The sequence below is a fragment of the Sphingobium sp. EM0848 genome, from assembly GCF_013375555.1.
Lineage (GTDB): Bacteria > Pseudomonadota > Alphaproteobacteria > Sphingomonadales > Sphingomonadaceae > Sphingobium.
In genome coordinates this window covers 2,627,323-2,651,826 of record NZ_JABXWB010000001.1, presented here as the reverse complement: position 1 = coordinate 2,651,826, position 24,504 = coordinate 2,627,323, and the positions used below count along the sequence as shown (strand labels likewise).

The following is a 24,504-nucleotide window of genomic DNA, read 5'->3' as shown; positions in this document are numbered from 1 at the left end:
GCTGTTGGCCCTGACCGGCGGTTCGGGTTTCATCGGTCGCGCTTTCGCGGAGGCTGCGCGCCGAAGCGGCTATCGCATCCGTCATCTTTCCCGGCAATGCCCGGTGGGAGAGGATGAGTGGTGCTTCCTCGATCTGTCGGCATCGGACATCGGATCGCCTGATCTGAAGGGCTGTCACGCGCTCATCCATCTGGCGGCGCATATTCCGGCCGACCATCAGGACCCGGCCGAAGCGGCGCGATGCTGGCAGGTCAACGCGCTCGGCACATTGCGGCTGGTGGAGGCGGCGGTCCGCGACGGGGCCGGCCGGATCATGCAGACGAGCAGCGCCAATGCCTATGCCCCCGCCACCAATCCGCCGGATGAGTCCGCGCCGCTCTTTCCGCGCAGCCGGGGCTATTATCTGGGGTCGAAGATCATGCAGGAAATCTATGCGACGGAACGCTGTCGGGCGGCGGGGCTGATGCTTCAGACCCTAAGGCTCGGCTCGGTCTATGGGCCGGGCCAGCGGAGTGGCGCACTGGGCGCCATGATGCGGGCTGCGGCAGGCGGCATCATCCGAGTGCAGGGCGAGGGGCGGTTCGGATCGGACCTCGTTCCGGTCAAGGATGTGGTGCAGGCAATGCTGCTTCTGCTCGATAGCGAGGAAAGCGGCCCCTTCAATGTTGGCAGCGGCACGCGCACGACCATAGCCGCGCTGGCGCATTTTCTGGCCGAACGAACAGGCGCGGCGATCACCCATGAAGTGGCTGATAACGAGGATTGGGGCTTCCCCGCGCTCAATATCGATCGCCTGCGCGCCTTGGGCTACCGCCCGACGTCCCTGGTCGATGGTCTTCGCGGCATATCGGTCGGGCTGAAGATCAGCCCGTCAATTTAACTGCCGTTCGGCCCGCCGCCGGTGTTGCTGCCACCGCCGCCGCCGCCCATGCCACCGGCGCCGACCGCGCCGATATTGCCGAAGATTTCGTCGAACAGGCTGCGATGGCGACCCAGGGTCGGGGTCTTGTCGCCCGAAGGCGAGATATGGGCAATCTGCTCCATCCCCATGCGGTCCACGGCGACGACATTGCCCGCTGTGTCGAAACGCACATGCAGGATCGTCTGTCCCACCGGCTTGGGATTGGAAAAGGCCAGCGACCGCATGTCGCGCGACACATAATACCAGTCCTGATCGCCGAACTGCGCGGCGAAGCTCGGGCGGCCCAGCGTCCCTTCCACCGACGCGCGGTTGTCGATGCCCGGCTGGACCGAATCGACCAGCAGCTTGTCGACCTGATAGCCCTGATGGGTGCGGATGCGGGTGCAGCCCGACGCGCCGAGCAGCAGTGCGCAAAGGCCTGCCGCAAGCAAGATCCGCCCGCTGCGGGATTGGCGGCTGAACTGGCGCATGAACTTCTCCTGCGGGGGGCGACCCCGGACCTTGCCGAAAAACAAAGCCGCCATTGCATCGGGCGGCTGGGCGATCAATATGGAAATGCAGGGGCCTCGGCAAGGGGCCGCCTTTCGGTTCAGCCAGGAAACAGTTTCGTCATGCCGAGCATCTTCCAGCGTCTGTTCGCGCAAAGCGACCCGAAGGACGCGATGCGCCCCCTCTACAACGCCGTCGTCGCGGAGGGACGCCAGCCCCATTGGTATGTGCAAGGGCAGGTTCCCGACAGCATCGACGGCCGGTTCGACATGATCGTCGCGATCTTGGCGCAGGTGCTGATGCGGCTGGAAGCGCTCGGTGCAGCGCAGGAAAGCGTGTGGCTGACCGAATTGTTCGTCGACGACATGGACGGCCAGTTGCGGCAGGAGGGGATTGGCGATGTCGTCGTCGGCAAGCATATCGGCCGGATGGTGAGCGCATTGGGTGGCCGTCTTTCGGCCTATCGCGCGGCGCTGTCGGGCGAAGAGGATTTTTCCGGGGCGTTGACACGCAATCTCTATCGCGGGCAGACGCCGCCTGCCGACGCACTGGCCCATGTCGAATCGCATTTGCGCGCGCGATGGGTGCGGCTGGGTTGCCTCAGCCGCGATGCGCTGATGGCTGGAGACCTTGGATGAACAGCAACCCTGAATTTTCGCGGCCCGTGCGGGTCGACCAGCTCGCCCGCCATGCGCAGCCGGTGACGATCACCGCCGATGCCGCCGAGCGCGAGGCGCTGGCGAAGCGATTCCATCTTCTCGCCCTCGACCGGCTGGAAGCGGACTATGCGCTGAAAGAGGAAAATGGCGCGATCTTCGCCCATGGCCGGGTTCGTGCCGCGCTGGCGCAGCCCTGCGTGGCGACCGGCGTCGCGGTGCCGGAGACGGTCGATACCGATTTCCTCCTCCGCTTCGTCAAGGAAGGCACGGAAGCGCCCGAAGCCGACGAACTGGAACTGGATGCCGAGGATTGCGACACCATCGGCTTTGACGGTCTGGTCATCGACATGGGCGAGGCGGTGGCGGAGACGGTGGCGCTGGCCATGACGCCCTATCCGCGCTCTCCCGAAGCCGACGGCGTGTTGCGCGAAGCGGGGGTGCTGACCGAGGAACAGGCCAGCCCCTTCGCCGCGTTGCTGTCGCTCAAGGACAAGAAATGAGCCTGCGCGCTTAACCGTCCCGGCCTTTCCCTTCTGTTCGGCCCTGTGGCATAAGCCGGGGCCATGGAAGCCCCTCCGCGCAAGATCATCCATATCGACATGGATGCCTTTTATGCGTCGGTCGAGCAGCGCGACGATCCCTCGCTGCGGGGCAAGGCGCTGGCCGTGGGCGGTGGCGGGCCGCGCGGCGTGGTCGCGACCGCCAGCTATGAAGCGCGGAAATTCGGCGTGCGCTCCGCCATGCCGGGGGCGCGGGCGCGGCGGCTTTGCCCCGATCTGCTGTTCGTCCGTCCGCGTTTCGAGGTTTATCGCACGGTGTCCGCGCAGGTGCGGGAGATTTTCGCGCGCTTCACCGACATCATCCAGCCGCTGTCGCTCGACGAAGCCTATCTCGACGTCACGATGAACAAGCCGGGCCTGGCGTCCGCCACTCGCATTGCCGAGGAAATCCGCCGCCTGATCCGCGAGGAAACGGGCCTCACCGCATCGGCGGGCGTGTCCTACAACAAGCTGATCGCCAAGCTTGCGTCCGACCAGAACAAGCCCGATGGCATCTGCGTCGTGCGGCCGGAGGAGGGGGCGGCCTTCATCGCGAAGATGCCGGTGCGTCGTATCCATGGCGTCGGGCCGGTGACGGCGAAGCGGATGCAGGCGCTGGGCATAGAGACGGGCGCGGACCTGCGGGCGAGGGAACTGGCCTTCCTTCAGCAGCATTTCGGCAGCGCCGCGCTATTCTATTATCGGGCCTCACGCGGCGAGGATGATCGCCCGGTCCATGAGCGGCAGGAACGCAAATCGGTGAGCGTCGAGGACACTTTCTTCGACGATCTCCTCACCGAAGACGTGCTGATGACGGAAATAGACCGGATTGCCGACAATCTCTGGGGGCGGATCGAAAAGAGCGGTGCCTATGGCCGGACCGTCGTTCTCAAGATCAAGTTCGCGGATTTCCGCATCATCACCCGGTCGAAAAGCTTTGCTGCGTCCGTCCGCTCACCTGATCTGCTGGCGGAAACCGGGCGCGGGCTGCTCCGGGCGCAACTGCCGCTGCGCATGGGCGCCCGGCTGTTGGGATTGGGGGTCCATAATCTGGACCATGAGGAGCCGGAGGGAGAGGCTGGCGAGCAGCTCAGCCTCTCCCTCTGACGGCGCTCAGAAGGGGAGCCAGTTCCGCTTTTCGGTGAACTTCATGTAACCGGCATTGACGCCCAGCCGATAGCCGACGCCCAGCCGGATCGGGATCAGCACCACGCTGCCCCAGCGCAGATAGCTGGCGGTGAAGCCGCCCACCAGATAGGCGGTGCCCTCCGCGGCCGGGAAGCGGTGATAAAGGTCCTGCGTGTCGTAGAGATTATAGACCAGCACGAAGGTATTGGCCGCATTGCCGCCAACGTCGAAGCCGATGGACGGGCCGGTCCAGTAGACCTCGCGCTTGCCTTCGATCTTGTGGTTGAGCGTGCCCGACCCATAGCGCAGTCCGACGACGAACGCGCCCGACGCTTCGCGTCCCGCAATATAGGCGTTGGGACGGCCCTGATCCTTCAGGATTTTCTCGATGATTCCGGCCAGGCCTTCCGCGCCCTTGCCGAACACGCCCTCGGCTGCGCCGATCAGGTCGTCCTGCTGGTAGGAATCGCTGGGCGTAATCGCGGCGGGCGGCGAACTGGCCGTCACCGGCGCGCCGGTGGCCGTGGCTCCCGCACCGGAGGGCGCGGCGTTCGATGCCGCGCCATTGTCCGCCGGATAGCTTGTGCCCGGCTGGACGCTGTGGTCGACGCCCGGCTCGGTCGGTGCGCTGCCTTGCTGCGGCGGGGGCGCCAGGTCGGAATCGATGGCCGCGTTGGGATCGACCGTGCGCACCTGCGCCTGCGCCGCGACCGGCGCCAGCGTCATCCCGGCCAGCGCAGCCGCCAGCGCGCCGGCCCGCGCCACGCGGCTGGATACCCGCCCCAATATCCCGATCATGCCCGATACTCCCGAAAAGGCCCGCTACTCAAATGATCCCCCAGATTATCGGGCAACAAGCTGAAACGACAATGAACGAACGGCGACCCGAGTCGATTCCGCGCCAGTCCGAATCCTTTTTCGCGAAAAGCCGCAAAATTTCATGATCAAGGACCGTTGCCATGCGCGAAAGCCGCCGCTATAGGCCGACACCTAGCCACTGCTCACCTTTCCGGTGGGCAAATTCGTGCGGAGACGTGGGTGAGTGGCTGAAACCAGCGGTTTGCTAAACCGTCGTAGCCTTAAGGGGCTACCGAGGGTTCGAATCCCTCCGTCTCCGCCACCTTTCCCATATCTATTTGAGATATGGGGATTTTGATTGCCCCGATCCAAAAGCCCCACATGAGCCGCGAAAAGGGCGGATGCGATGAAATCGGGCTTCTGGGTTCCGGTGACCGACCCCTTTTCCGCCACTCTCAGCGCCCTTTGCCCTCGCCGCAAGCGGACCTTGGCGATCAGCTGATGCCGAGATGAAACAGCGTGGTCCGCACCGCTTCTTCAAGAGGCGTGTGCGGCTCTTCACCAAGAAAAGCGACGAGCTTGCGATTGTCGAGGCGGATGGGCTCGCGCCACAGATACCGCATTCTGTAAAGCTCCCTCGCCGTTTCGTTGAACAGGCCGGCCAGGCCGATGAGAGGCCATGGCAGCGCGCGAACCTTCATCGTCGGGCGTTCCAGCGCGTGGGTGATAGCGTGGATCATTGCCTTTCCATCGGCGTCCCATGTGCCGCCGAAGTGGAAGCGCGCAAAGGGCTCCAGCTCATTTGACCTGTCCAGCAGGCGCGCGATCGTCTCAGCCGCGTCAGGCAAATAGGCCCAGCCATGCCCGATATCTTTTGGCCCAGGCCGGGTGATCGCTCCTATCCGCCTGCCTGGCGTGACCAGCCCCTGGCTGAACCAGTTGTTCCCCGGCATCGGTCCGAAAAAATCTCCGAAGCGCACGATCAGCACCGGCACCCCCGCCCTGCTTGCCTCCTCCAGCCGGTGTTCCAGTTCAACACGGATGCGCCCTTTTTCTGTAGGCGCATGCTGCGGCGAGTCTTCACGCAGGTCGGGAAAGGCATCCGCCCCATAGTTATAGATGGTGCCTGGCAGCACGATCCGCGCGCGCGCCGCCCGTGCCGCCGCGATGCTGTTGTCGATCATCGGCAAGACGAGGCGTCCCCAGCCGCGATAGCCCGGCGGGTTGACCGCATGGACGATAAGCTCGACGCCCTCTGCCGCGCGGCGCACATCCCCGGCGTTCATGGCATCGCCCTGGACCCACCGCACCCCTGCAAGGGGAGCCGTGCCCTTGGTTGCCGGCCTGACCGGATTGCGTGCCATGGCGACAACCCTCCACCCGTGGCGGATCAGCGCCGCCGCCGTCTCTCCGCCGATGCCGCCCGTGGCACCCAGAACCAATGCCGCTTTTCTGTCAGTCATCGCTCGTCTCCTTCGCCTGACGGACAAATAGGCAACCGGCACTCTGCATGGAATTGTCAGAGTGTCTTCATCAGCTAGTATGTTTTTGATGAACAGGATCGATTGGGACGACCAGCACGCCTTTCTGGCGGTGCTGGAGGAAGGCAGCCTTTCCGCTGCTGCGCGGCGCATGGGCGTGGCCCAGCCCACGATGCGCGCGCGGATCGAGGCGTTGGAGCGGCGTCTAGGCACGGTGCTGTTCACCCGGTCGGTCAAGGGCCTTGTCCCGACCGAACAGGCGCGCCTGTTGAGCGACGCCGCAAGGGCCATGCATCGCGCTTCGGAGGCCTTTGTGCGCGCCGCCTCCGCTCCGCCGGGAGAAGTGGCGGGTAACGTCCGGCTCAGCGTCTCTGATTTCGTGGGCATTGAGGTGTTGCCCCGAATGCTGACGGGGTTGCGCGCGCAAGCCCCCCTGTTGATCGTCGAGGTCGAGATGAGCAACGGTCTTGCCAATCTGCTTGAACAGGAAGTCGATGTTGCGGTCCGCATGGCTCCGCCGCGCCAGAATGCTCTGGTCGCGCAAAAAGTCGCTTCCATCCCCCTCGGTCTGTTTGCCCATATGGACTATCTCGCGGCGCGGGGCGTGCCGGAGACTGTAGCGGATCTCGCCGGCCATGACCTGATCGGACCGGATAGGGCGCGCGCCGATCTCGATGTGGTCGCGGCGCTGTTGCCGGAACTGCATCGAAACCGTTTCATCCTGCGGACCGACAGTCATCCCGCTCAACTGGCGGCCGCGCGGGCAGGGCTGGGCATTGCGGTGGCGCAGCGCCCGATCGGCCTGTCAGACCCGGCGCTCCGTCCCGTTCTCCCAGGCTTGCCGTTGCCCGACCTCGACACTTGGATCGTCATGCACGAGGATCTGCGCGAAACCCCGCGCGTGCGGGCGCTGTTCGATCATCTGGTCCGGGAATTCCAGGCTTATTGCAGATAGGCCGGTTATTGTTTGGTGGACAGCAAACCGTTCCCATCGCGGAAGCGATCAGGCAGAGCAAAATATCACGCGTTTCAGGCCCATTTAGGGTAAGATGAAATCTGGCCGTCAATCCAGGAATCGACCCCGGCACTATATGTCGGAGAGGTATTGCCATGAAGGGCCGGGACAGATCTTTGCAGTCCAAGGTAGAAGGCGCAGGCGATGCCCTTTTTTCCATCCTGTGTCTTCGGCAAACGTTATTTCTAGGGCTGGTTCTGCTCTCGGCACCGGGCTTGGCCGGTCCATTCGAGGATGCCGCCGCAGCCTATAAGCGCGGCGATTATGAAAGCGCCATGCGCCTCTATCGTCCCCTGGCGGATCAGGGCGATGCGCGCGCGCAGAACAGCCTTGGCCGCATGTATTTGCGCGGTCAGGGCGCCAGCCGGGACTATCGGGAAGCCATGAAATGGTTTCGGCGGGCGGCGGCGCTGGGGATTCCTGATGCCCAGTATAATCTGGGCGAAATCTACCTGCGCGAATATGGCGTCACGCAGGATCTGGTCGAAGCCGCGCGATGGTACGCCCGTGCCGCCGAGCAGGGGCATGTCGCCGCTCAATTCACCTTGGCCGTCCTTTACACGATTGGCGGGGGCGTCTCGAAAAATCCGCAAAAGGCGGCCTATTGGTTCGATCGTGCCGCGACGCAGGGCAATCCGGATGCCCAGGTCGAATTGGGCATCCTTTATGGCACCGGTCGGGGGGTGCCAAAGGATGCGGTGACGGCCTATAAATGGCTCACCCTGGGTCAGACCTACGCGCGCACGAACGCCGTCCGCGCAAAAGCGGCTGGATCGCTGGCGCGCCTGTCCAAGGACATGACCCCGGCCCAGATTGCCGAAGCCCAGCGACAGGTGAGCGAGTGGAAAGCGATCCCGGCAAAGGGAGGGCGCTCATGACCCCCTCCCGCGCTTCCCTATCGGTCCCGGATGCGGCTTCGGACATGCAGGGCTGGCGAAGCGGCGGCCGACGATATTGGTTCGCCATACTGGTCGGTTTCGCCAGTCTGGCTCTCACCCTCGGCGCATGGCGCTGGCTCTCGCAGGAGCAAAGCCGCTCGATCGAAACCGAATTTACGGTGGAAGCCGATCAGCGCGCCGAGGGGATCAAGCGGCAATTCGCGGCGGAAACGAGCGTTATCAAGGCGTTGCTGGGCTATTATCAGGGATCGGAGTCGGTCAGCCGTGACCAGTTTTCAGCCTTCGCAAAAGTCTATCTGACGGGATTGTCGAGCCTCGACTCCGTCCAGTGGGTGCCCGCTGTTCCAGACGCGGCGCGCGCCGAGACCTTCCCGATCCTTTACGCGGAAACCACCATGGGTAGCGCGACGGATATGATCGGCTTCGATTGGGGATCGGATCGATATGCGCGGGCGGCGATGCTCGCGGCGCGCAGCAGTGGCGAGATCAATGCAGCGGCGCACATCAAGCTGCCGCAAATGACCGACGACGCGCCGCGCATCGCCGTGTTCGCGCCGGTCTATCAGGGATCGGTCGAGGAGATGACCGTCGATGAGCGGCTTGCCCATCTGAAAGGTTTCGTGGTGGCCGTGCTGCGCATCGGCGACATGATCCAGGGCGCCATCGATCTGACGCCGCGCGAAGGGGTGAATCTCTATCTGCTCGATTCTTCCGCCCCGCCGTCGCAGCGCGTCCTGCTGTCCATCCTTGCGTCGGGCAATGAGGGAAAACGGCATCCCGGCACTGGTGCCGAAATGGAGGGCGACCTGTTTCATTCCAGCTCGCTTGTCATCGGGGATAGCGTCTTCACCATCTACAGCGCGGCAACCGATGCCTATGGGGCTAAACGGCTGACGTCGACGCCGACTATCGCGCTGACCGGCGGCCTCGCCGTCACCTTGATCCTGACGATCTACCTCGTCTCGCTCGCCAATCAGCGCGCTCGCACCGAACAGGTCGTGGCCCTGCGGACAGCGGAATTGCGGGGCGTCAATACGCGGCTGGAAGAAAGAACGATGCAGTTGGTGGAATCCGAAGCCGAACTGCGTGCCGCCATGGAAAAGGCGGAAGAGGCGACCCGCGCGAAAAGCCAGTTCCTCGCCAATATGAGCCATGAGATCCGTACGCCGATGAACGGCGTGATCGGCGCGGCCGAGCTGTTGAGCGACACCAAGCTGACGGTATCGCAGCGCGAATATCTCTATATGGTCAGCCAGTCGGCCGACGCGCTGCTCCACCTCATCAACGATATTCTGGACTTCTCGAAGATCGAGGCGGGTCGGCTGGAACTGGAACATGTGGCCTTCACCCTGCGCGACGAGCTGGCCGACACACTGCAATCCTTCGCCGCGCGCGCGACCGAAAAGGGCATAGAACTGGCCTGCCATGTCGCGCTTGACGTGCCCGATGCGCTGGAGGGCGATCCCTATCGGCTGCGGCAGGTGGTCATCAACCTTGTCGGCAATGCGCTGCGCTTCACCGATCAGGGCGAGGTCGTCGTCGACATAGCGATGGACGAGAAAAGCGACACGGCAGTGCGGTTGCGCATCGCGGTGAACGACACCGGCCCCGGCGTCCCGCCCGACAAGCAGCAACTGATCTTCGAGGCATTTTCGCAGGCGGATTCCTCCTTTACCCGCCGCTATGGCGGCACGGGCCTTGGCCTGACCATCGCCTCGCAGCTCGTCCAGCTGATGGGCGGACAGCTGCAACTGGATAGCGAGGTCGGGCGCGGCAGCACCTTCCACTTCACCATCCCCTTTGCCCTGTCGGAGGTCAGGCCGGCCGGCCAGCCGGTCGAACAACCCACGCTGTTGGGACTGCCGGTGCTGGTGGTGGACGACAATGCCACCAACCGCCGCATATTGGACGAGATGATCCGGGGCTGGGGCATGAAGCCGCTGGCGGTCGACAGCGGACCCAAGGCCCTTGCCGCGCTGAGAAATGCCGCCGGGATCGGCCGTCCCTTCCGGCTGGTGCTGCTCGACATGATGATGCCCGACATGGACGGCTTTTCCGTTGCCCGCGAAATCGCTGGCGGCGGCGATGCGGAGCGGCCGGCCATCATCATGCTCTCTTCCGCGCACAGGGACGAAATGGCCCGGCGTCGCCAAGCGGTCGGCATCGACGCTTTCCTGTTGAAGCCGGTGCGCCAATCCGAACTGCTCGAAAGCATTTTCACCGCGCTGAAGGTGACGGTGGCCGAAGAAGCCCATGCGCCCGAGCCCCTGCCCGATCATCTGGTTTCGCTCCATGTCCTGGTGGCGGAGGACAATGCGGTCAACCAGCGGCTCGCTTTGCGGCTGCTGGAGAAGCGGGGGCATCGGGTCAAAATCGTCGGCAATGGCGCGCAGGCGATCGAGGCAATGGGGCAGGATAATTTCGATGTGGTGCTGATGGATGTGCAGATGCCGGAAATGGACGGCTTCCAGGCGACCGCCGCCATCCGCGAACAGGAACGCACATCAGGCGACCATATGCCGATCATCGCCATGACGGCGCATGCAATGCGGGGCGATCGCGAACGCTGCCTGCAGGCGGGCATGGACGATTATATCTCCAAGCCGCTCCGGGCTGAGGATTTCTACCAGGTCGTGGAAGGACGGTTCGCGGCGACCGCGAAATTTGAGGACAAGGAAGGGCCTGCGACATGAGCACGCTTCTTGACTGGACCAGGGCGCTCCAGAATGCCGATGGCGACGAGGACTTGCTGATCGAACTGGCGGGCGTCTTCATCGATGAAGGGCCTGAGATGATGCGGCAGGTCCGCGCCGCGATCGATGTCCGGGACGCGCGGGAGCTTCAGCGCGCCGCGCACAGCCTGAAAGGCACGGCGCATATCTTCGCGGCATCAGCCGCCACCGACGCCGCCTTCCGGCTTGAAGCCATGGGCGCGGAAGGTGATCTCAAGGATGTGGAGGATGCCTGGGTGATCCTGCGGTTCGAGTTCGACGGGCTGCTGGCCGCACTCAAGGCGAAGGTCGGCGGCGAAAGTTCGGATGAAGCGCGCAACACGCAAAATTCATGAGAGGGTAGAAGCTATATTTGTTGTTTGTTTTCCGCATTTTGCGAGCCAGAAGATGTTACCATCTGCTTCAAAATGCTCTAGCAATGGGGTGAAAGGCCATGGCGAAGCAACGCATCAATGTCCTGCTGGTCGAGGATAATCCGGTCTATTCCCGACTGATCCAGAAACTGCTCACCCGATCGGAGCATCAGCATTTCGAGATCGCGATGGCCGGCACGCTGGAAAGCGCGATCGAACGGCTGGGGGTCGGCGGAATCGATGTTGTCCTGCTGGACCTGATGCTGCCCGACAGCGCGGCGCTGGACACTTTCTATCGCCTGCGCGCGCACGACATGCGCACGCCCATCATCGTCCAGAGCGCGATGGACGATGTCGGCCTTGCCAGCAAGGCGGTCGAAGGCGGGGCGGAGGATTATCTGCTGAAAGATGGCATCAGCGGCGCGGCGCTGACCCGTTCCATCCATTATGCGATCGAACGCACCCATGCGCGCGGGGCGGAATGGTCCTCCTCCATGCTGCACCTCGCCCAGCAACAGTTTCTGAAGGCGGCCTATATTGCCGGGCTGGACCCCAATATCCGGCAACGGCTGCTCTTTCCGGAACGGACGCAGATCGCCGCTTTGCCCTTCAAGCGCGACGGCGTCGATCAGGTGGAAACCGTGTTCGCCTATCGGGTGCAGCATGTGCTGACCATGGGGCCGACCAAGGGCGGGCTTCGCTACCATCCCGACGTCAGCCTTGGCGAAGTTGCGGCGCTATCCATGTGGATGACCTGGAAATGTGCGCTGGCAAAACTGCCCTTCGGTGGCGCCAAGGGCGGGGTCCGGGTCGATCCCACTGCGCTCAGCAAGGATGAGCTGGAGCGGCTCACCCGCCGCTATACATCCGAATTCATCGGCATGATCGGCGCCGACAAGGATATTCCCGCGCCCGACATGGGGACGGATGCGCAGATCATGGCCTGGATCATGGACACTTATAGCGAGCATGTCGGCTATTCGGTTCCCTCTGTGGTGACGGGAAAGCCCGTTGTCCTGGGTGGCTCGCTGGGCCGCCACGAAGCGACCGGACGCGGCCTTGCCTATCTGGTGAGCGAGACCTGCCGGCAGATCGGCCTGGACCTCAACGGCGCCACGGCGGTCGTCCAGGGATTCGGCAATGTCGGCATGCACGCGGCCACCTTCCTGGCCGAGGCCGGGGCGAAGATCATCGGCATCAGCGACGTGAGCGCCGCGCTCCACAACCCGAACGGCCTGCCCATCGACAAGCTGAAGGACCATGTCCGCCAGCATCGCCAGCTGTTCGGCTGTCCCTATGGGGAGATTATTCCGGGGCGCGACCTGCTGGAACTCCATTGCGATATCCTTGCGCCCTGCGCCCTGCAGAACCAGATCACCGCAGAAAACTCCTCCCGCATCAACTGCAGGATCGTGGCGGAGGGCGCCAACGGACCGACCACGCTGGAGGCCGACGACATGCTGGACGCGCGCGGCATCATCGTGCTGCCGGACATATTGTGCAATGCGGGCGGTGTGGTCGTATCCTATTTCGAGTGGGTGCAGGGGCTGCAGAACCTCACCTGGCCGCTCGAGGAGATCAACAACCGCATGCGCGACATCCTGACCGACGCACTGGCCCGCACACAACGTCGCGCGCAGGCCGAAAAGGTCGATATGCGCACCGCTGCCATGATCGAGGCCTTGAGCCGCGTCGGCGCAGCCAATCATCTGCGCGGGTTGTTCCCGTAAATGGCCGGGCATGGCAAAGCGGTGCGCTCTATAGCCGGCCTCAATCCCGCGTCAGGATCATGTCGGCGGCCTTTTCCGCGATCATGATGATCGTCGCATTGGGATCGCCGGTGGTGATGCGCGGCATGACCGATCCGTCGACGACCCGCAGCCCTTCCATCCCGTGCACCCGCAGCCGCGCATCCACGACGGCAAGCGCGTCCTGCCCCATGCGGCAGGTGCCGACCGCTTCATAATTGACGTTGCAGGTGCTGCGGAAGAAGGCGTCGAGGTCGGCGTCGTTCGTGCAGGAGGGGCCGGGCGCATATTCCTGTCCGCGGAAGCGGGCATAGGCGGGCTGCGCGAAGATATCCCGCGCAATCCGGATGCCCCGGCGCAGCGCGTCGCGATCCCTTTCCTCCGCGAGATAATTTGCGTTGATGAGCGGCTGGTCCATGGGATCGGCGGAGCGCAGCTTCAACTCGCCCCGGCTTTCCGGCCGGGTGAGGATCACCAGCTTGGTGAAGCCATGTTCGCGCACTGGCCTGCCGCCCATGCCCAGGAGCATCGGCAGGAAATAATATTTGAGATCGAGTTCGCCATGGCCCGGCGCACCCGAACGCAGATAGGCGACCGCATCGGTGCCGCTGCCGGCCAGCGGGCCGCCACGCGTGATCATGTAGCGCAAGGCCGCCGCGGCCATGCGCACCGGACTGGTCGCGAATTTATAGTCGGAGACGGGCTCTGGACAGCCGATCTGGACCTGTGTGCCGATATGGTCATGGAGATTCTGCCCCACGCCCTTGAGGTCTACGACGGTATTGATGCCCAGCGACTTCAGATGATCGCCCTCGCCAATGCCGGACAGCATCAGCAACTGGGCGGACTGGAAAGTGCCCCCGCTCACGATCACCTCGCGGGCGGCGTGGACCTGGCGTGTCTCCCGGCCCTGCCGATATTCGACGCCGACCGCGCGCTGACCGCGCAGCAGCAGCCGGGTGACATGCGCCCTCGTCCGGACGGTGAGGTTCCGTCGCCCCCGCACCGGATGCAGATAGGCGACGGCCGTGCTCATCCGGCGGCCTTTGCGGATGGTGTGCTCCGACGGGCCGAAACCTTCGGGCGCGGCGCCATTATGATCGTCGCTATAGGGATAGCCCGCCTGTTGCGCGGCCTCGATCCACGCCCGCTGGCCGGGGTTGCGGACCTCCGCGCGCGTCACCGGCAAGGGGCCGCTGCCGCCGTGGAAATGGTCTTCGCCATGGGCGCTGCACTCGGCGCGCCTGAAATAGGGCAGCACCTCTTCATAGGACCAGCCGCTGTTGCCGAGGCTTGCCCAATGGTCGAAAATCTCCGGACTGCCCCGGCTGTAGCACATGCCGTTGATGGAACTGCTGCCGCCCAGCACCTTGCCGCGCGCATCGGCCAGGATGCGATTGTCGAGATGCTGCTGCGGCGCAGTCTGATAGTGCCAACTCACCATCCCGCCTTGCAGCATCGGGAAGAAGCCCGCCGGGATGTGGATCAGGGGATTGCGATCGCGCCCGCCCGCTTCGAGCAGGAGCACCCTGATGTCCGGGTCAGCGGAAAGGCGGTTGGCAAGGACGCATCCCGCCGATCCCGCGCCCACGATGATATAGTCATAGTCTGTGCCTGATTGCATGCGGTCGCTCCTGCGGGCGAGGAATGGAAATGCGGGGGTAGGAGGGGGCTATACGGCGTCGGGCAGCCGGGCGATGGCCTTGACCTCGACGAGTGAGCCGGGATGGCCCAGTGCGCTGACGCCGACCGCGGTCCAGCAGCAGCTTGCGCCTTCCATGAACGCCGCCTTCGCGGCCATGAAGCTCTCCATATGGGCGGGATAGTCGACGTGGAAGGATGTGAGGTCCACGATGTCGGCCGCACCGCACCCATGGCGGTGCAGCACTTCGCCCAGCGCGAGGAAGGCCAGCTTATATTGACGGGAAGGGTCGGCTGGCACGCTGCCGTCTGCCTCTATCCCGATCTGGCCCGAACAGAAGAGCAGGCGGCCGGCGACGCGCGCCTCGCAATAGCCATAGCCGTCGGCGGTATCGGTGTCGGACATGTCGTTCCTCTCTTTTTCGGGATTTCGCAGCCGTCAGCCGTGGGTGACGGCGGCATGGCGATTTCCATATCCCGAACATAAACACTACACAATGTCTTGTTTATGAGAAAACTCTGTGCCAGCATGCCATGAATCAAGAGCAAGAAGCTTCAAAAGCTACGCAAAATGAGGGGTATAGGCATGATATTACGGCATTTTTCGCGATCCATACTGCTTTCCGGTGCAGCGCTCAGTGTACCTTACGGCACCGCCCTGGCGGCGGAGGCGCGGGCTGAAAAGGCAGCTGTGCAGGCCGACGCTTCTCAACTGGGCACCATCGTCGTGACCGCGCGGCGGACGCGCGAGAATCTTCAGGATACGCCGGTCGCCGTGACCGCCATGACCGGCGAAATGCTTGACAAGCTCAATATCCGCGACGTGGTCGCCACATCGCAATTCACCCCGAATCTGGGCATCAGCGCGCAGCCCGCGTCGATCACCGCGGCGTCGGTGTTCATTCGCGGCATCGGCAATGCATCGCCCAGTGCCGTGTCGGAACAGGGCGTCGGCATCTATCTCGACGGCGTCTATATCGCCCGCTCGGCCGGGGCGATCTTCGATCTGGTCGATCTGGAACGCATCGAAGTGCTGCGTGGCCCGCAGGGCACGCTGTTCGGTCGCAACAGCGTCGGCGGCGCGATCCAGCTCGTCAGCCGCAAACCCACCGACAAGGCGGGCTTCGAAGGAAAGGCGGGCTACGGCACGTTCGACGACTGGTTCGCCCGCGCCCGGTTCGATACCGGCCTGATCGGCACCATGCCGATCAAGGCTTCGGTCTCCTACATGCATCGGCAGAAGAACGGCTATTTCGACAATATCCTTGCCCCGTCGAGCAAGGACCCCGGCGCTCTCAACAGCGATGCCGTCACCGCCGCGGTTCAGGGGGACTTCGGCAAGCTGACCGTCAATTACGGCTTCGACTATAATGTTCGCGAGGGCGTTCCGACCTTCTTCCAGGTCGTGAACGCGACGGATGATGTTCGGACCTATTACGGAAACTCGCAATCTTTCGGCGGCTCACCATTTCAGATCGGCTCGGAAGGGCTGCGCCGGGGTGAGCAACAACCGGCGATGGATCTGAACGGCAACCCGACTTTCAGCGTCAAGGCGCGGGTTTACGGCCACGCCCTGACGCTCAATTATCAGCTCAGCCCCGCGCTCGCGATCAAATCGATCACCGCCTATCGCGCCTATCGGCAGGATGGCGCCAATGGTCTGTCGGGCAATGGTCAGTTGCTTGGCTTCACCCTGAGTCCGCTGCTGTTCGTCGACGGCACCGTTCTGCCCACAGGCGTGCAGCCGGTGACGCCCTATGACGGCTACACCACGCAGCGTCAGCACCAGTTTTCGCAGGAAGTGCAGTTGCTGGGCGAATCCGGGGCGTTCAAATATGTCGGCGGCGCCTTCTATTTTCATGAAAAATCGTCCGAAGCCAATTATCAGCAATTGACCTTCGTGCTTCCCGGCGGGGATGCGGGCGTGAACCTTTCGCCGCTGCAGGCCTTTCATGGCAAGGCGCGCTCCTATGCTGTCTTCGGCCAGCTCAGCTATTCGCCGAGCAGCGATCTGGAGCTGACCGGCGGCGCTCGCTATACCAAGGACAGGAAATGGCTGACGCTTGCCGGTGATGTGCAGCCCAATCTGGACGGCCGGGTATCCTATAATAATTTTTCCTGGCTGGTTTCCGCCAATTACAAGCTGCGCCAGGACTTGATGACCTATGTCCGGGTGTCGAGCGGCTACCGCGCCGGCGGCATCAATCCGTCCGCTTCGGAGATCAACATCTTCGCGCCGGAAAAGGCGATATCCTATGAAGCGGGCGTGAAGGCCGAATGGTTCGACCGCCGTCTGCGGACCAATTTGTCGGCCTTCTATGTCGACTATAAAAATCTGCAAATCCCGCAATTTCTGGCGGGCACCGGCGGGGCGACATCGACCATCGTCAATGCGGGTCGGGTCGCCTATCGCGGGGTGGAAGCCGAACTCACCGCCATCCCGGTACGCGGCCTGACGATTGATGGTTCGGTCGGCTATACCTCACCCAAATATAAGAGCTATCTCTACCGTGATCCCGCTACGGACGCAGTGATCAACGTCGCGTCCGAAGCGCGCATGTCGCAGACCGCCAAGCTGAACACCCATGCCGGCGTGCAATATGACCATGAATTGGGCATCGGCACCCTGTCGCTGCGCGCCGACTATTCCTATCGCAGCACCGTCTACTGGTTCACGCTGGACCGGATCAATCCGTTCAATCGCGATATCCGGTCGCGCCCGGATCATAATCTGCGCGCCCGCATCGCGCTGAGCGACATCGCCGTCGGCGGCGGCAAGCTGGACCTGGGTTTCTGGGGCGACAATCTGACCAACGACCGCAATATCGATTTCGGCATCGACTTCGGCAGTCTTGGCTATGCCAGCGCCTCGTTCAAGAAGAAGCGGACCTTCGGGGTGGACGCAAAGCTCAGCTATTAACGCGTGTTCGAAACGGGGCCGGCCCCCATACCGGCCCCTGCCTCATGCTTTGCAACCGGCAATCAGCAGGTCGACAAGTTGGCTCACATAAGCATCGGACGGTTGATCCTTGGCGATCACGATCAGGCCCGCGATCGAGGTGAACAGGGTCGAGATCACCATCAGCGTGTTCACGTCCGGGCGAATCTTGCCCTCTTGCTGAGCGAGGTCCAGTGGGACGACCATCTCCTCGGAGATGGCGCGCCACTGCCGCAGCGTTTCCTCATTCACGAAACCGGAGCCGAGATGCGCGATCAGCCCGTTGATGGCGATTTCGTCCGGCCGCGCCGAAAAGTCGCGAAAGGCGATGGCAATGCCATGCAGATGCGCACGCCAGTCGGCGCGGGGTTCCACCTGAAAACTCGCATTATGCGCGGTCAGCGCTTCGGCGATCAACGCTTCGCGCGTCGGCCAGCGGGCGTACAGGGTCGAGCGCGCTATGCCCGCCTGCTCCGCGACGTCCTGCATCGTGAATTCGATCTCGCCGTTCTTGATGAACTGCAAGACGGTGGTGGCAACAGTCTGCCTGACCCTTTCCGTGCGCCCTCCGGGGCGAATGCTGCCGCGCGTCATGCGCCCTCTTATCGAGCGGAGGCTGGCGGACTCAAGAATAAATCGCCCGACCTGACAGGCGTTGGGAATAAAGGAAAACCAAGGTGAAGCACGGCGAACAGAAAGCCCCCCTCGGCCCGGAACCATGGGGGGTGATGGCGGTCCTGTCCGTCATCGGCTTCCTCCTGATCGGCGGCATGCTGACGTCGCTCAGCGTCTATATGTCGGTCATGCAGCCCCATTTCCGCTGGAGCGAAGCGGAAATGGGGGCAGGGCCGGTGGCGCTGCTGCTCGGCATGAGCGCGGGCAATCTGGTCGTCGGCCCGGCGATGCGAGCGATCGGCGTCCGGGGCCTGTTCGCCTTCGGGGCGGGCATGGCGGTGTGCGGCTGGATCGCGGCGGGCTTCGCCGGGGCCTTGCCGTCCTTCATGGCCGCGATGGTACTGGCAGGCCTTGGCGTCGGCATGGCGACGATCGTTCCTGGCATCGCGGTCATTTCGCAAAGCTTCCATCAGCACAGGGGGCTGGCGATCGCGCTGTTCATCGGCGGTTGCGCACTTGCCAGTGCGACCATGCCCATGATCAGCGGGCGGCTGATCGAAGCATTGGGCTGGCGCGCGACATTCTGGACCATCGGTGCAGCGGCGGGGTTGATATGTGCGGGGCTGGTGCATGTCCTGCCGCGCACCCTATGCGAAACATGCGGCGGAGACGGCGCGGAGGAGCCGGGCCTGACACGGGAACAGGCTCTGAGAAAACCCGGCTACTGGCTGCTGGCCATCGTCCTCACGATCAGCCAGCTGTCCCTGAACGCCATCCTCTTCAACCTGATCGCCTATCTTCAGCATAGCGGCTTCGATCAGGCGGATGCGGTCAAAATCTACAGCATCACCAATTTCATGAGCCTGCCGGGACTGGTGATCGGCGGGCTGGCCTCCGACCGGATCAGCGCCCGCATCCTCCTGCCCGTCATCCTTGCCTTGCAGGCAGCGGGCACGCTCGCCTTGCTGGGGGTCGGTGGTGAAACTCTTTGGCAGGGCCGGGTGGCCATCGCGCTGTTCGTCATGATCTGGGGCAGCGTCGCCGGTCTGCCCGCGCAAGCCGGGTCCATGCTGCTGACGGAGATGATCGGTCAACGCGCCTATGCCGCGATGCTGGGGATCATCTTCACGATCAACGGCTTTGTAGGCGCATTGGCGCCGGTTGCGGTCGGATGGGCCTATGAAGCGAGCCGGGGCTATGCCCTGCCGGTCTTCTGTCTCGGCCTGCTGACGCTGCTGGCGAGCTTCGCCGCGCTCTTCTGTCGCAACGAACAATGCGCGCCCGCCGTGGCGGCACCCGCCAACTGACGTGATTCCCCTGGAGATTGAGCAGATGCAGAACAAAGCCGCCTTCAACCGGGGCGAGATTCCGATATCCGCCAGCGGCTGGACGAAGCCGCAGGGCGTCGCACCCAACTGGCCTGCACTGAGGGAAGCGGTTTCCACCGATATCGCCATCGTCGGCGCTGGCCTTGCGGGGTCGTCCCTCGCGCTGCATCTGGCGGAAGCGGGCGTTTCCGTGACCGTGCTGGAGGCGCGCCAGCCCGGCTGGGGAGCATCGGGCCGCAATGCCGGGCATGTCCTCCCGATCCTGCGCGACATGCGCGTGTTCCGCCGCTTTCCGGACGAGGGCCGGAAATTTCTGGAGCTGTTCCGCGCGCATCACACCATCCCCTTCGATCTGGCCGCCCAATATGCGATCGACTGCGACGCCGTCCGTTCCGGCTATATCAACGGGATGAAGACGCGGCGGGCCTTCGAAGGATTTCTGCGGGAATTTGCCTATCTGGAAGAGCATGGACTGCAAAAGTTGGTCCGCATGTCCGGGGATGAGATGAAGGCCCGGACCGGATCGGCCGCCTATCCCTATGGCGTGCTGTTCGAGGATGGCGGCCGCATCAATCCCTATCTCTTCACCAATGGCATGATCGCGGCGGCTGCCCGGCTCGGCGCGCGCATATTTGGGGATAGCGAGGCGCTCGCGCTGGAGCGGGCGGGGGAGCGCTGGCGCATCCGCACGCGGACAGGCAGCGTGTCGGCGGATCGCGTGGTGTTCTGCACCAATGCCTATCCGACAGGGATCGAACCCGCCTTCCGCAAGGCCTTTTACCCGCTGACCGCCTATGCCCTCACCACCAGGCCGCTGCCGGCCGAGGCTCTGGACCATATTCTCCCCGGCGGCGGCACTTTCGCGCAGGCGCCGATCGATCTCAATCCGATGGTCCGCGATCGCCATGACCGCCTCATCCTCTCCTCTATCCCTCGGGTCGGCGGAGCGCATGATGCGCAATGGCATTTCCAGTCGCAACTGCGCTGGTTGCATCGCATCTGGCCGGAAACACGCGGTATGGGAATCGAGATGGAGGATTATTGGACGGGCCGGGTTGCCTTGCGGAAGGCGCAGTTTCCCGGCGTGTTCGAACTGGGCAAAGGCATTTTCGGGCTGATGTATTTCAACGCCTGGGGCAATGTGATGGCGCCCCTGATGGGCAAGATATTTGCGGGCGGACTGGCGCGCGACGACATGGCGACCCTGCCCTTCCCGGTCGAACGGCCGGAGCCAGTGTCCTTCAACCGCAAATATGAAATGCTCATCCGCCACATCCTGATCCCCGCCGCTCGAACTGCGCAACAATGGGGAATCATTTAGACGATGATCCTCGCGCTCATCCCGGAAAGGCCCCTATCAACGTCCATCCGCAGAAGATCGGTCGGTTTCCAATCTCCATACGACCCTGATGGGGGAGGCATCGCGACAATTTTACCTTCATTCTCAAGCGTGCACGCCGTCGTTCGTTTCCTTATCCGAACGATATATTGTGGCGGCGAAAGCCGATGCTAGATTCCCGGCAAAACAAGAAGGAGTGGGTCGTGACTAGCTTGGTCCAGCGGGCATTTTGCGCGTTCAATCGCCGTCGCCATATTCGCCAGCGTCTTGAAAAAATCAGGCATGAAAAATGCGTTTCGGACGCGAGTGCCTTCACTGTGATCTGTGAAGCAAAGCGCTGCCCTTAGGCAGTCAATATCATGGGCTGATTTCTGTGGGATTTCGGCTGCACCCATCCGCCAAGGCGGATGGGTGAATGGTGCCAAGCCATGGAATGATCCGGCATGTGAGATGCGCGATAATTCCGAAGCCTGGGTAGGCTGGCTGTCCATCGTCAATTACTGCGCTGTAGTGGAACTGGAAACGCTGGGGACAGTCGCTGCCGTATTGATTGGAGTGCGGTGAGAGACTCAACGGGCCACCTCACCGGCGAGGGGGCCATTGAAATCTAACCCTAAGGGCGCTCTTTCAGCGTTTCCAGATTGGCTTGATGCCGGCGGCGGTCGATGCGGTACAGCCGCAATACGCATAACGCGCCGAAATACAGGGCTGTGATCGGTACATAGCCATAAGCAAGACGCGCGACGATTTCGGGTGCCACCGCATCGCGTTCGGCATGCTGCGGAAAAGCTATGAAGGTCAGCATTACGCCTGACACGAAGACGCCGACCCCGGCCACGAGCTTTTTGAGGAAGCTGTCCGCTGCCAGCAGCAGGCCTTCCGACCGACGCCCGGTCTGAACCTCCACCTCCTCGACGACATCATTCAACATGGATGTGAGCATGACTGTCGTGATGGTGGCCACGCAGTAGGTGAAGCCAATGTCGGCCGCGAGGATCGCAAAAAGACCATTGGTGCCGTTCTCGGGCATGATACCGGCAAGCCGACCCAGAACCGGGCCGACATTCCCGATAATGCCGCCGAGGATAACGCAGGATGCAATCTCGCGCTTGCCGAAACGACGTGCGAGCACCGGAGCCAGAAGGGCGCCGGGAATGGTTCCCATGAGGGTGATGGCAAGTAGAACGGAAAGCTGCGTTTGTGTCAGGTTCCAGAAGTAAAGCCCGAAATAGAGCTCGAGCGTGAGCCGCGCACCATTGGCGATCGACATCATCATTCCGACGGCCAGCAACGCAACGAAAGAACGATTGGACACGGTCTGGGCAATTTCGCGCATCATCGGCCGCAAGCCGGCCGGACGCCGTGGGGGCTTGCTCAGATATGGAATGCGACGGTGGGTTCCCAGCCCCGAAACCAGGATCGCGAATGCGATCAGGGCAGCCGCGGTAAGCCCATATTCCGAATAGCCATCGCGGGCGAGAACGCCCCCGGTTCCGTTCGCCTTTTCAGGGAGGAACACCTGATAGGCGAGCATGGTCATTCCGGTTCCCGCCAGCAGCGCAAAGGCAGTCCGGAGTGAGACAATGGTTGTGCGCACATCGTAGTCGCGGGTCAGTTCGGGAAGCAGCGCACTCGAAGGCAGGTCGAACAGAGTATCGGCGAAGCGAAGCACGAGGAGTGTGCCGAGAAGCCAAATGGTCAGGGCAAGGTGCGACCATCCTTCCGGTGGGCTCCAGAGCATGGCGAAGCTCACGGTAACGGGAATGATGGAGGCATAGATGAAGGGGTGACGGCGACCCAGTCGCGAATGAAAATTGTCGGAAACCTGCCCGATGAAGGGATCGCACAGCGAGTCGAATACCGAGACGATCAGCAGCACGCTGGCAACCACATGTGCGGGCAAGCCAACAACCTGGCTGTAGAAAATGAGCAGGAATGCCGAGATGCCGCGCTGCTCTATCATCGGCGGTATTCCGCTGAGCGCGTAGGTGATCTTCGTCGGCCACCGCAGCCGCGCCGGATGAGCGGCCTCGTCTCCGCCAAGATCCCAGGCAGGTTCCGCCGAGGACTGGCGCTTTTCGGGCGGGATTCTAGTGCCTGTCATGTCAGGCGGCCGCGCTGGGCCGTTGGCTGAAGCGCGCATACCAGGCAATCAGTCGCTCGAAACGGTCTGGCAGCTTATAGTCGAATTTGTCGATCGTGGCATGAAAGAGCGCAAAGGCGTGGCAGTCGGGGATCATGGGCCGGTCGCCGACAAGGAAGGGATTGTCGCCGATAGCGATCTCGAGCGCGTTGAGTCCGCGCTCTACTATAGGCTCGAAGAATAGGGCGACCTCCGGAACGCGTTTGAAGCCGTAGCTTTCGACGATGCTCGGCGCGCGGTGGCGAACGAGATTGCCCCATGGGATAACAAGGTCAGCGACCATCGAACTCACGGCGCGCGTCCACGCCCGCTCGCGATCGTCAGATCCCAGCATATTGGGCTCGGGATAAACCGCCTCCAGATATTCGATGATCGCCATCGTCTCCGGAATGCATGTGCCGTCATCGAGTTCAAGGATGGGAATGCGGCCGGTCGGGCTCATCTTCAAAAATTCCGGCGTCTTCATCTCAGGATAGGGTGGTTTGAAGTCGACCTGCTCAATCCCGATCCCTTTTTCCGCGAGATAGATCTTCACGCGACGGGGATTGGCAGCCATGTGGGCGCCGTACAGCTTCATGACATTGCTCCTTTGAGGGCGCGGCGGAGCCGTCACCACTTATGCGACAATTGAAGGATGATGGTCCGCGGCGGCCCTGCAAGGCCAGCAGGCACGACGCCAGCTGCGGAGCGTCCCACGAGATACTCGCGGTCCGTAAGATTCTTTGTCTGGATATTGAGGGTCCAGCGACCGTCGTCGCTCTTGTATCCCAGGGACAGGTTGATCAGATCGTAGGACGGTTCGACCAGGATTGGCGCGTTGGACGGATCATAGGAAGCGCTGGCCTGCCAGTAATATTCGCCCCGCACGAATATCGAGCCGTAGCCGATATCATGGTCATATTGTGCGCTCGCCGAGAATGTGGACTTCGGCGCTGCATTCATTCGGTCGCCGCCGGCATTGAAGGTGCGGGTCAGCGGCGAATAGCGCGGAGAACTGGCCACATAGGGCACCAGACCGGCAACCACTGCCGAGGCCGGGAACTCGTCGTACCTGGCGTCGAGCAGGGAATAGTTCGCGGTCAGAAGAAGGCTGGACCAGGGTTTTGCGCTGGCCTCGAATTCCAGTCCCTTGATCGTGGCGCTTGCGGCATTGTTGATGGCGACAATGCCGGGGGCCAGCGGCTGGAGAACCTGAAGATCGGTATAGTCATAGTGGAAGGCCGCCACATTGAGGCGCAAGCGTCGGTCGAACCACTCGGTCTTGGCGCCGATTTCATAGGCCCAGATAGACTCGGGTTTGTAGTTGAGAAAGGCGGGGTTGGTCGCTGCATAATTGGTTCCGCCGCTCTTGAAGCCTTTGGTCGCTGAAGCATAGACCATGGCGTTCGGCGTGATCTGCCAGTCGATGCCGAACTTGGGTGTGAATGAATGATAGGTTCGCGCGGTCGTCGCGACGAAGGGAAAGCCGGACAGGACGGCGCCAGGGGTCGCGGGGTTGAGCGATGTACGCTGCACGAAGGAGTCGAGGGCCTTTCGATCGCTGGTATAGCGAGCACCGATGGTGAGACCGATGGCTGGGATCGGCCAGTACGTGCCCTGCGCGAAGAACGCGATCGACTTGGCCTCGGCCTCAGGCAGCGCCAAAGAGCGGGACGCAAGCCGTGAGCGATTTCAGGGTGAACGCGTTGCTCAGTCTGAAATTGAATTCCTGCGAGATTCCCCAGATCGTGGTGTCGT

The 24,504-nt window shown here is 62.8% G+C and carries 21 protein-coding genes and 1 tRNA gene; 13 read left to right on the top strand and 9 right to left on the bottom strand.

The features are described from left to right. Positions 1-4: 4 nt before the first annotated feature. A complete protein-coding gene (locus tag HUK73_RS12895) occupies positions 5-880 on the top strand; it encodes an NAD(P)-dependent oxidoreductase (RefSeq protein WP_255326273.1) in 876 nt (291 codons plus the stop codon). On the opposite strand, the gene HUK73_RS12890 is transcribed toward HUK73_RS12895, so the two are convergent. Continuing rightward, on the bottom strand, positions 877-1,392 hold the full coding sequence (locus tag HUK73_RS12890) for an outer membrane protein assembly factor BamE (RefSeq protein WP_255326272.1): 516 nt from the start codon (positions 1,390-1,392) through the stop codon (positions 877-879). The genes HUK73_RS12895 and HUK73_RS12890 overlap by 4 nt on opposite strands. A gap of 141 nt (positions 1,393-1,533) precedes the next feature. On the opposite strand from HUK73_RS12890, the gene HUK73_RS12885 reads away from it, so the two are divergent. The 3 genes from HUK73_RS12885 to dinB all read left to right on the top strand — a co-directional run bounded on the left by HUK73_RS12885 (position 1,534) and on the right by dinB (position 3,716). Then, entirely contained in the window at positions 1,534-2,049 is a 516-nt protein-coding gene (locus HUK73_RS12885) for a ubiquinol-cytochrome C chaperone family protein (protein WP_176592252.1), read from the top strand. After that, positions 2,046-2,570 (top strand): DUF177 domain-containing protein, encoded by a 525-nt coding sequence (locus HUK73_RS12880; protein ID WP_176592251.1) that lies wholly within the window; start codon positions 2,046-2,048, stop codon positions 2,568-2,570. Before HUK73_RS12885 ends, HUK73_RS12880 begins: the two co-directional genes overlap by 4 nt. Before the next feature lie 63 nt (positions 2,571-2,633). Further along, entirely contained in the window at positions 2,634-3,716 is a 1,083-nt protein-coding gene (dinB, locus tag HUK73_RS12875; protein WP_176592250.1) for a DNA polymerase IV, read from the top strand. Positions 3,717-3,722: 6 nt separating this feature from the next. Here dinB and HUK73_RS12870 read toward each other — a convergent pair whose 3' ends face one another. Beyond that, entirely contained in the window at positions 3,723-4,535 is an 813-nt protein-coding gene (locus HUK73_RS12870) for a DUF1134 domain-containing protein (protein WP_176592249.1), read from the bottom strand. Positions 4,536-4,765: 230 nt separating this feature from the next. Here HUK73_RS12870 and HUK73_RS12865 point away from each other — a divergent pair. Next, positions 4,766-4,857: transfer RNA gene (locus HUK73_RS12865), tRNA-Ser, on the top strand. A gap of 172 nt (positions 4,858-5,029) precedes the next feature. Here HUK73_RS12865 and HUK73_RS12860 read toward each other — a convergent pair. Then, positions 5,030-5,998, bottom strand: coding sequence for an SDR family NAD(P)-dependent oxidoreductase (locus tag HUK73_RS12860; protein ID WP_176592248.1), 969 nt, complete (start codon positions 5,996-5,998; stop codon positions 5,030-5,032). 88 nt (positions 5,999-6,086) lie between these two features. Here HUK73_RS12860 and HUK73_RS12855 point away from each other — a divergent pair, with 88 nt between their 5' ends. The 5 genes from HUK73_RS12855 (at position 6,087) to HUK73_RS12835 (ending at position 12,745) form a co-directional block, all read left to right on the top strand. After that, complete coding sequence (locus HUK73_RS12855) at positions 6,087-6,971, top strand: LysR family transcriptional regulator (protein ID WP_218036453.1); 885 nt, start codon at positions 6,087-6,089, stop codon at positions 6,969-6,971. Positions 6,972-7,246: 275 nt separating this feature from the next. Further along, a complete protein-coding gene (locus tag HUK73_RS12850) occupies positions 7,247-7,909 on the top strand; it encodes a tetratricopeptide repeat protein (protein WP_176592247.1) in 663 nt (220 codons plus the stop codon). After that, positions 7,906-10,623: a response regulator gene (locus HUK73_RS12845; protein ID WP_176592246.1), complete on the top strand. Its 2,718-nt coding sequence runs from the start codon at positions 7,906-7,908 to the stop codon at positions 10,621-10,623. The genes HUK73_RS12850 and HUK73_RS12845 overlap by 4 nt, the downstream gene beginning before the upstream one ends. Then, positions 10,620-10,997 carry an Hpt domain-containing protein gene (locus HUK73_RS12840; RefSeq protein WP_176592245.1) on the top strand — a complete coding sequence of 126 codons (378 nt, stop codon included), beginning with the start codon at positions 10,620-10,622 and terminating at the stop codon, positions 10,995-10,997. Before HUK73_RS12845 ends, HUK73_RS12840 begins: the two co-directional genes overlap by 4 nt. 98 nt (positions 10,998-11,095) lie before the next feature. Next, positions 11,096-12,745, top strand: coding sequence for a Glu/Leu/Phe/Val dehydrogenase dimerization domain-containing protein (locus tag HUK73_RS12835; RefSeq protein WP_176592244.1), 1,650 nt, complete (start codon positions 11,096-11,098; stop codon positions 12,743-12,745). Positions 12,746-12,785: 40 nt separating this feature from the next. Here HUK73_RS12835 and HUK73_RS12830 read toward each other — a convergent pair whose 3' ends face one another. Both HUK73_RS12830 and HUK73_RS12825 read right to left on the bottom strand, forming a co-directional pair. Then, on the bottom strand, positions 12,786-14,387 hold the full coding sequence (locus HUK73_RS12830; RefSeq protein WP_176592243.1) for a GMC family oxidoreductase: 1,602 nt from the start codon (positions 14,385-14,387) through the stop codon (positions 12,786-12,788). A 48-nt stretch (positions 14,388-14,435) separates the two neighbouring features. Further along, a complete protein-coding gene (locus HUK73_RS12825) occupies positions 14,436-14,810 on the bottom strand; it encodes a RidA family protein (RefSeq protein WP_176592242.1) in 375 nt (124 codons plus the stop codon). Positions 14,811-14,990: 180 nt separating this feature from the next. Between HUK73_RS12825 and HUK73_RS12820 the strand changes: the two genes are divergently transcribed. Continuing rightward, positions 14,991-17,324 (top strand): TonB-dependent receptor, encoded by a 2,334-nt coding sequence (locus HUK73_RS12820; RefSeq protein WP_176592241.1) that lies wholly within the window; start codon positions 14,991-14,993, stop codon positions 17,322-17,324. A gap of 42 nt (positions 17,325-17,366) precedes the next feature. Here the strand turns inward: HUK73_RS12820 and HUK73_RS12815 are convergent, their stop codons facing one another. Then, on the bottom strand, positions 17,367-17,936 hold the full coding sequence (locus HUK73_RS12815; protein ID WP_176592240.1) for a TetR/AcrR family transcriptional regulator: 570 nt from the start codon (positions 17,934-17,936) through the stop codon (positions 17,367-17,369). Between the two features lie 83 nt (positions 17,937-18,019). On the opposite strand from HUK73_RS12815, the gene HUK73_RS12810 reads away from it, so the two are divergent. Further along, positions 18,020-19,264 carry an MFS transporter gene (locus tag HUK73_RS12810; protein WP_176592239.1) on the top strand — a complete coding sequence of 415 codons (1,245 nt, stop codon included), beginning with the start codon at positions 18,020-18,022 and terminating at the stop codon, positions 19,262-19,264. Positions 19,265-19,289: 25 nt separating this feature from the next. After that, on the top strand, positions 19,290-20,606 hold the full coding sequence (locus tag HUK73_RS12805) for an FAD-binding oxidoreductase (RefSeq protein ID WP_255326271.1): 1,317 nt from the start codon (positions 19,290-19,292) through the stop codon (positions 20,604-20,606). A gap of 631 nt (positions 20,607-21,237) precedes the next feature. Here HUK73_RS12805 and HUK73_RS12800 read toward each other — a convergent pair. From HUK73_RS12800 to HUK73_RS12790, 3 genes are read right to left on the bottom strand one after another with little or no spacing between them, the layout of a single operon-like run. Then, positions 21,238-22,728: an MFS transporter gene (locus HUK73_RS12800; RefSeq protein ID WP_176592238.1), complete on the bottom strand. Its 1,491-nt coding sequence runs from the start codon at positions 22,726-22,728 to the stop codon at positions 21,238-21,240. A gap of 1 nt (position 22,729) precedes the next feature. After that, on the bottom strand, positions 22,730-23,344 hold the full coding sequence (locus HUK73_RS12795) for a glutathione S-transferase family protein (protein WP_176592237.1): 615 nt from the start codon (positions 23,342-23,344) through the stop codon (positions 22,730-22,732). Between the two features lie 32 nt (positions 23,345-23,376). After that, complete coding sequence (locus tag HUK73_RS12790; protein ID WP_176592236.1) at positions 23,377-24,411, bottom strand: TonB-dependent receptor; 1,035 nt, start codon at positions 24,409-24,411, stop codon at positions 23,377-23,379. Positions 24,412-24,504: the final 93 nt, after the last annotated feature.

Coding starts and splice junctions, on each gene's coding strand:
- HUK73_RS12890 (WP_255326272.1), bottom strand. CDS start 1,392: ATGCGCCAGTTCAGCCGCCAATCCCGCAGCGGGCGGATCTTGCTTGCG.
- HUK73_RS12885 (WP_176592252.1), top strand. CDS start 1,534: ATGCCGAGCATCTTCCAGCGTCTGTTCGCGCAAAGCGACCCGAAGGAC.
- HUK73_RS12880 (WP_176592251.1), top strand. CDS start 2,046: ATGAACAGCAACCCTGAATTTTCGCGGCCCGTGCGGGTCGACCAGCTC.
- dinB (WP_176592250.1), top strand. CDS start 2,634: ATGGAAGCCCCTCCGCGCAAGATCATCCATATCGACATGGATGCCTTT.
- HUK73_RS12870 (WP_176592249.1), bottom strand. CDS start 4,535: ATGATCGGGATATTGGGGCGGGTATCCAGCCGCGTGGCGCGGGCCGGC.
- HUK73_RS12860 (WP_176592248.1), bottom strand. CDS start 5,998: ATGACTGACAGAAAAGCGGCATTGGTTCTGGGTGCCACGGGCGGCATC.
- HUK73_RS12855 (WP_218036453.1), top strand. CDS start 6,087: ATGAACAGGATCGATTGGGACGACCAGCACGCCTTTCTGGCGGTGCTG.
- HUK73_RS12845 (WP_176592246.1), top strand. CDS start 7,906: ATGACCCCCTCCCGCGCTTCCCTATCGGTCCCGGATGCGGCTTCGGAC.
- HUK73_RS12840 (WP_176592245.1), top strand. CDS start 10,620: ATGAGCACGCTTCTTGACTGGACCAGGGCGCTCCAGAATGCCGATGGC.
- HUK73_RS12835 (WP_176592244.1), top strand. CDS start 11,096: ATGGCGAAGCAACGCATCAATGTCCTGCTGGTCGAGGATAATCCGGTC.
- HUK73_RS12830 (WP_176592243.1), bottom strand. CDS start 14,387: ATGCAATCAGGCACAGACTATGACTATATCATCGTGGGCGCGGGATCG.
- HUK73_RS12825 (WP_176592242.1), bottom strand. CDS start 14,810: ATGTCCGACACCGATACCGCCGACGGCTATGGCTATTGCGAGGCGCGC.
- HUK73_RS12820 (WP_176592241.1), top strand. CDS start 14,991: ATGATATTACGGCATTTTTCGCGATCCATACTGCTTTCCGGTGCAGCG.
- HUK73_RS12815 (WP_176592240.1), bottom strand. CDS start 17,936: ATGACGCGCGGCAGCATTCGCCCCGGAGGGCGCACGGAAAGGGTCAGG.
- HUK73_RS12805 (WP_255326271.1), top strand. CDS start 19,290: ATGCAGAACAAAGCCGCCTTCAACCGGGGCGAGATTCCGATATCCGCC.
- HUK73_RS12800 (WP_176592238.1), bottom strand. CDS start 22,728: ATGACAGGCACTAGAATCCCGCCCGAAAAGCGCCAGTCCTCGGCGGAA.
- HUK73_RS12795 (WP_176592237.1), bottom strand. CDS start 23,344: ATGAAGCTGTACGGCGCCCACATGGCTGCCAATCCCCGTCGCGTGAAG.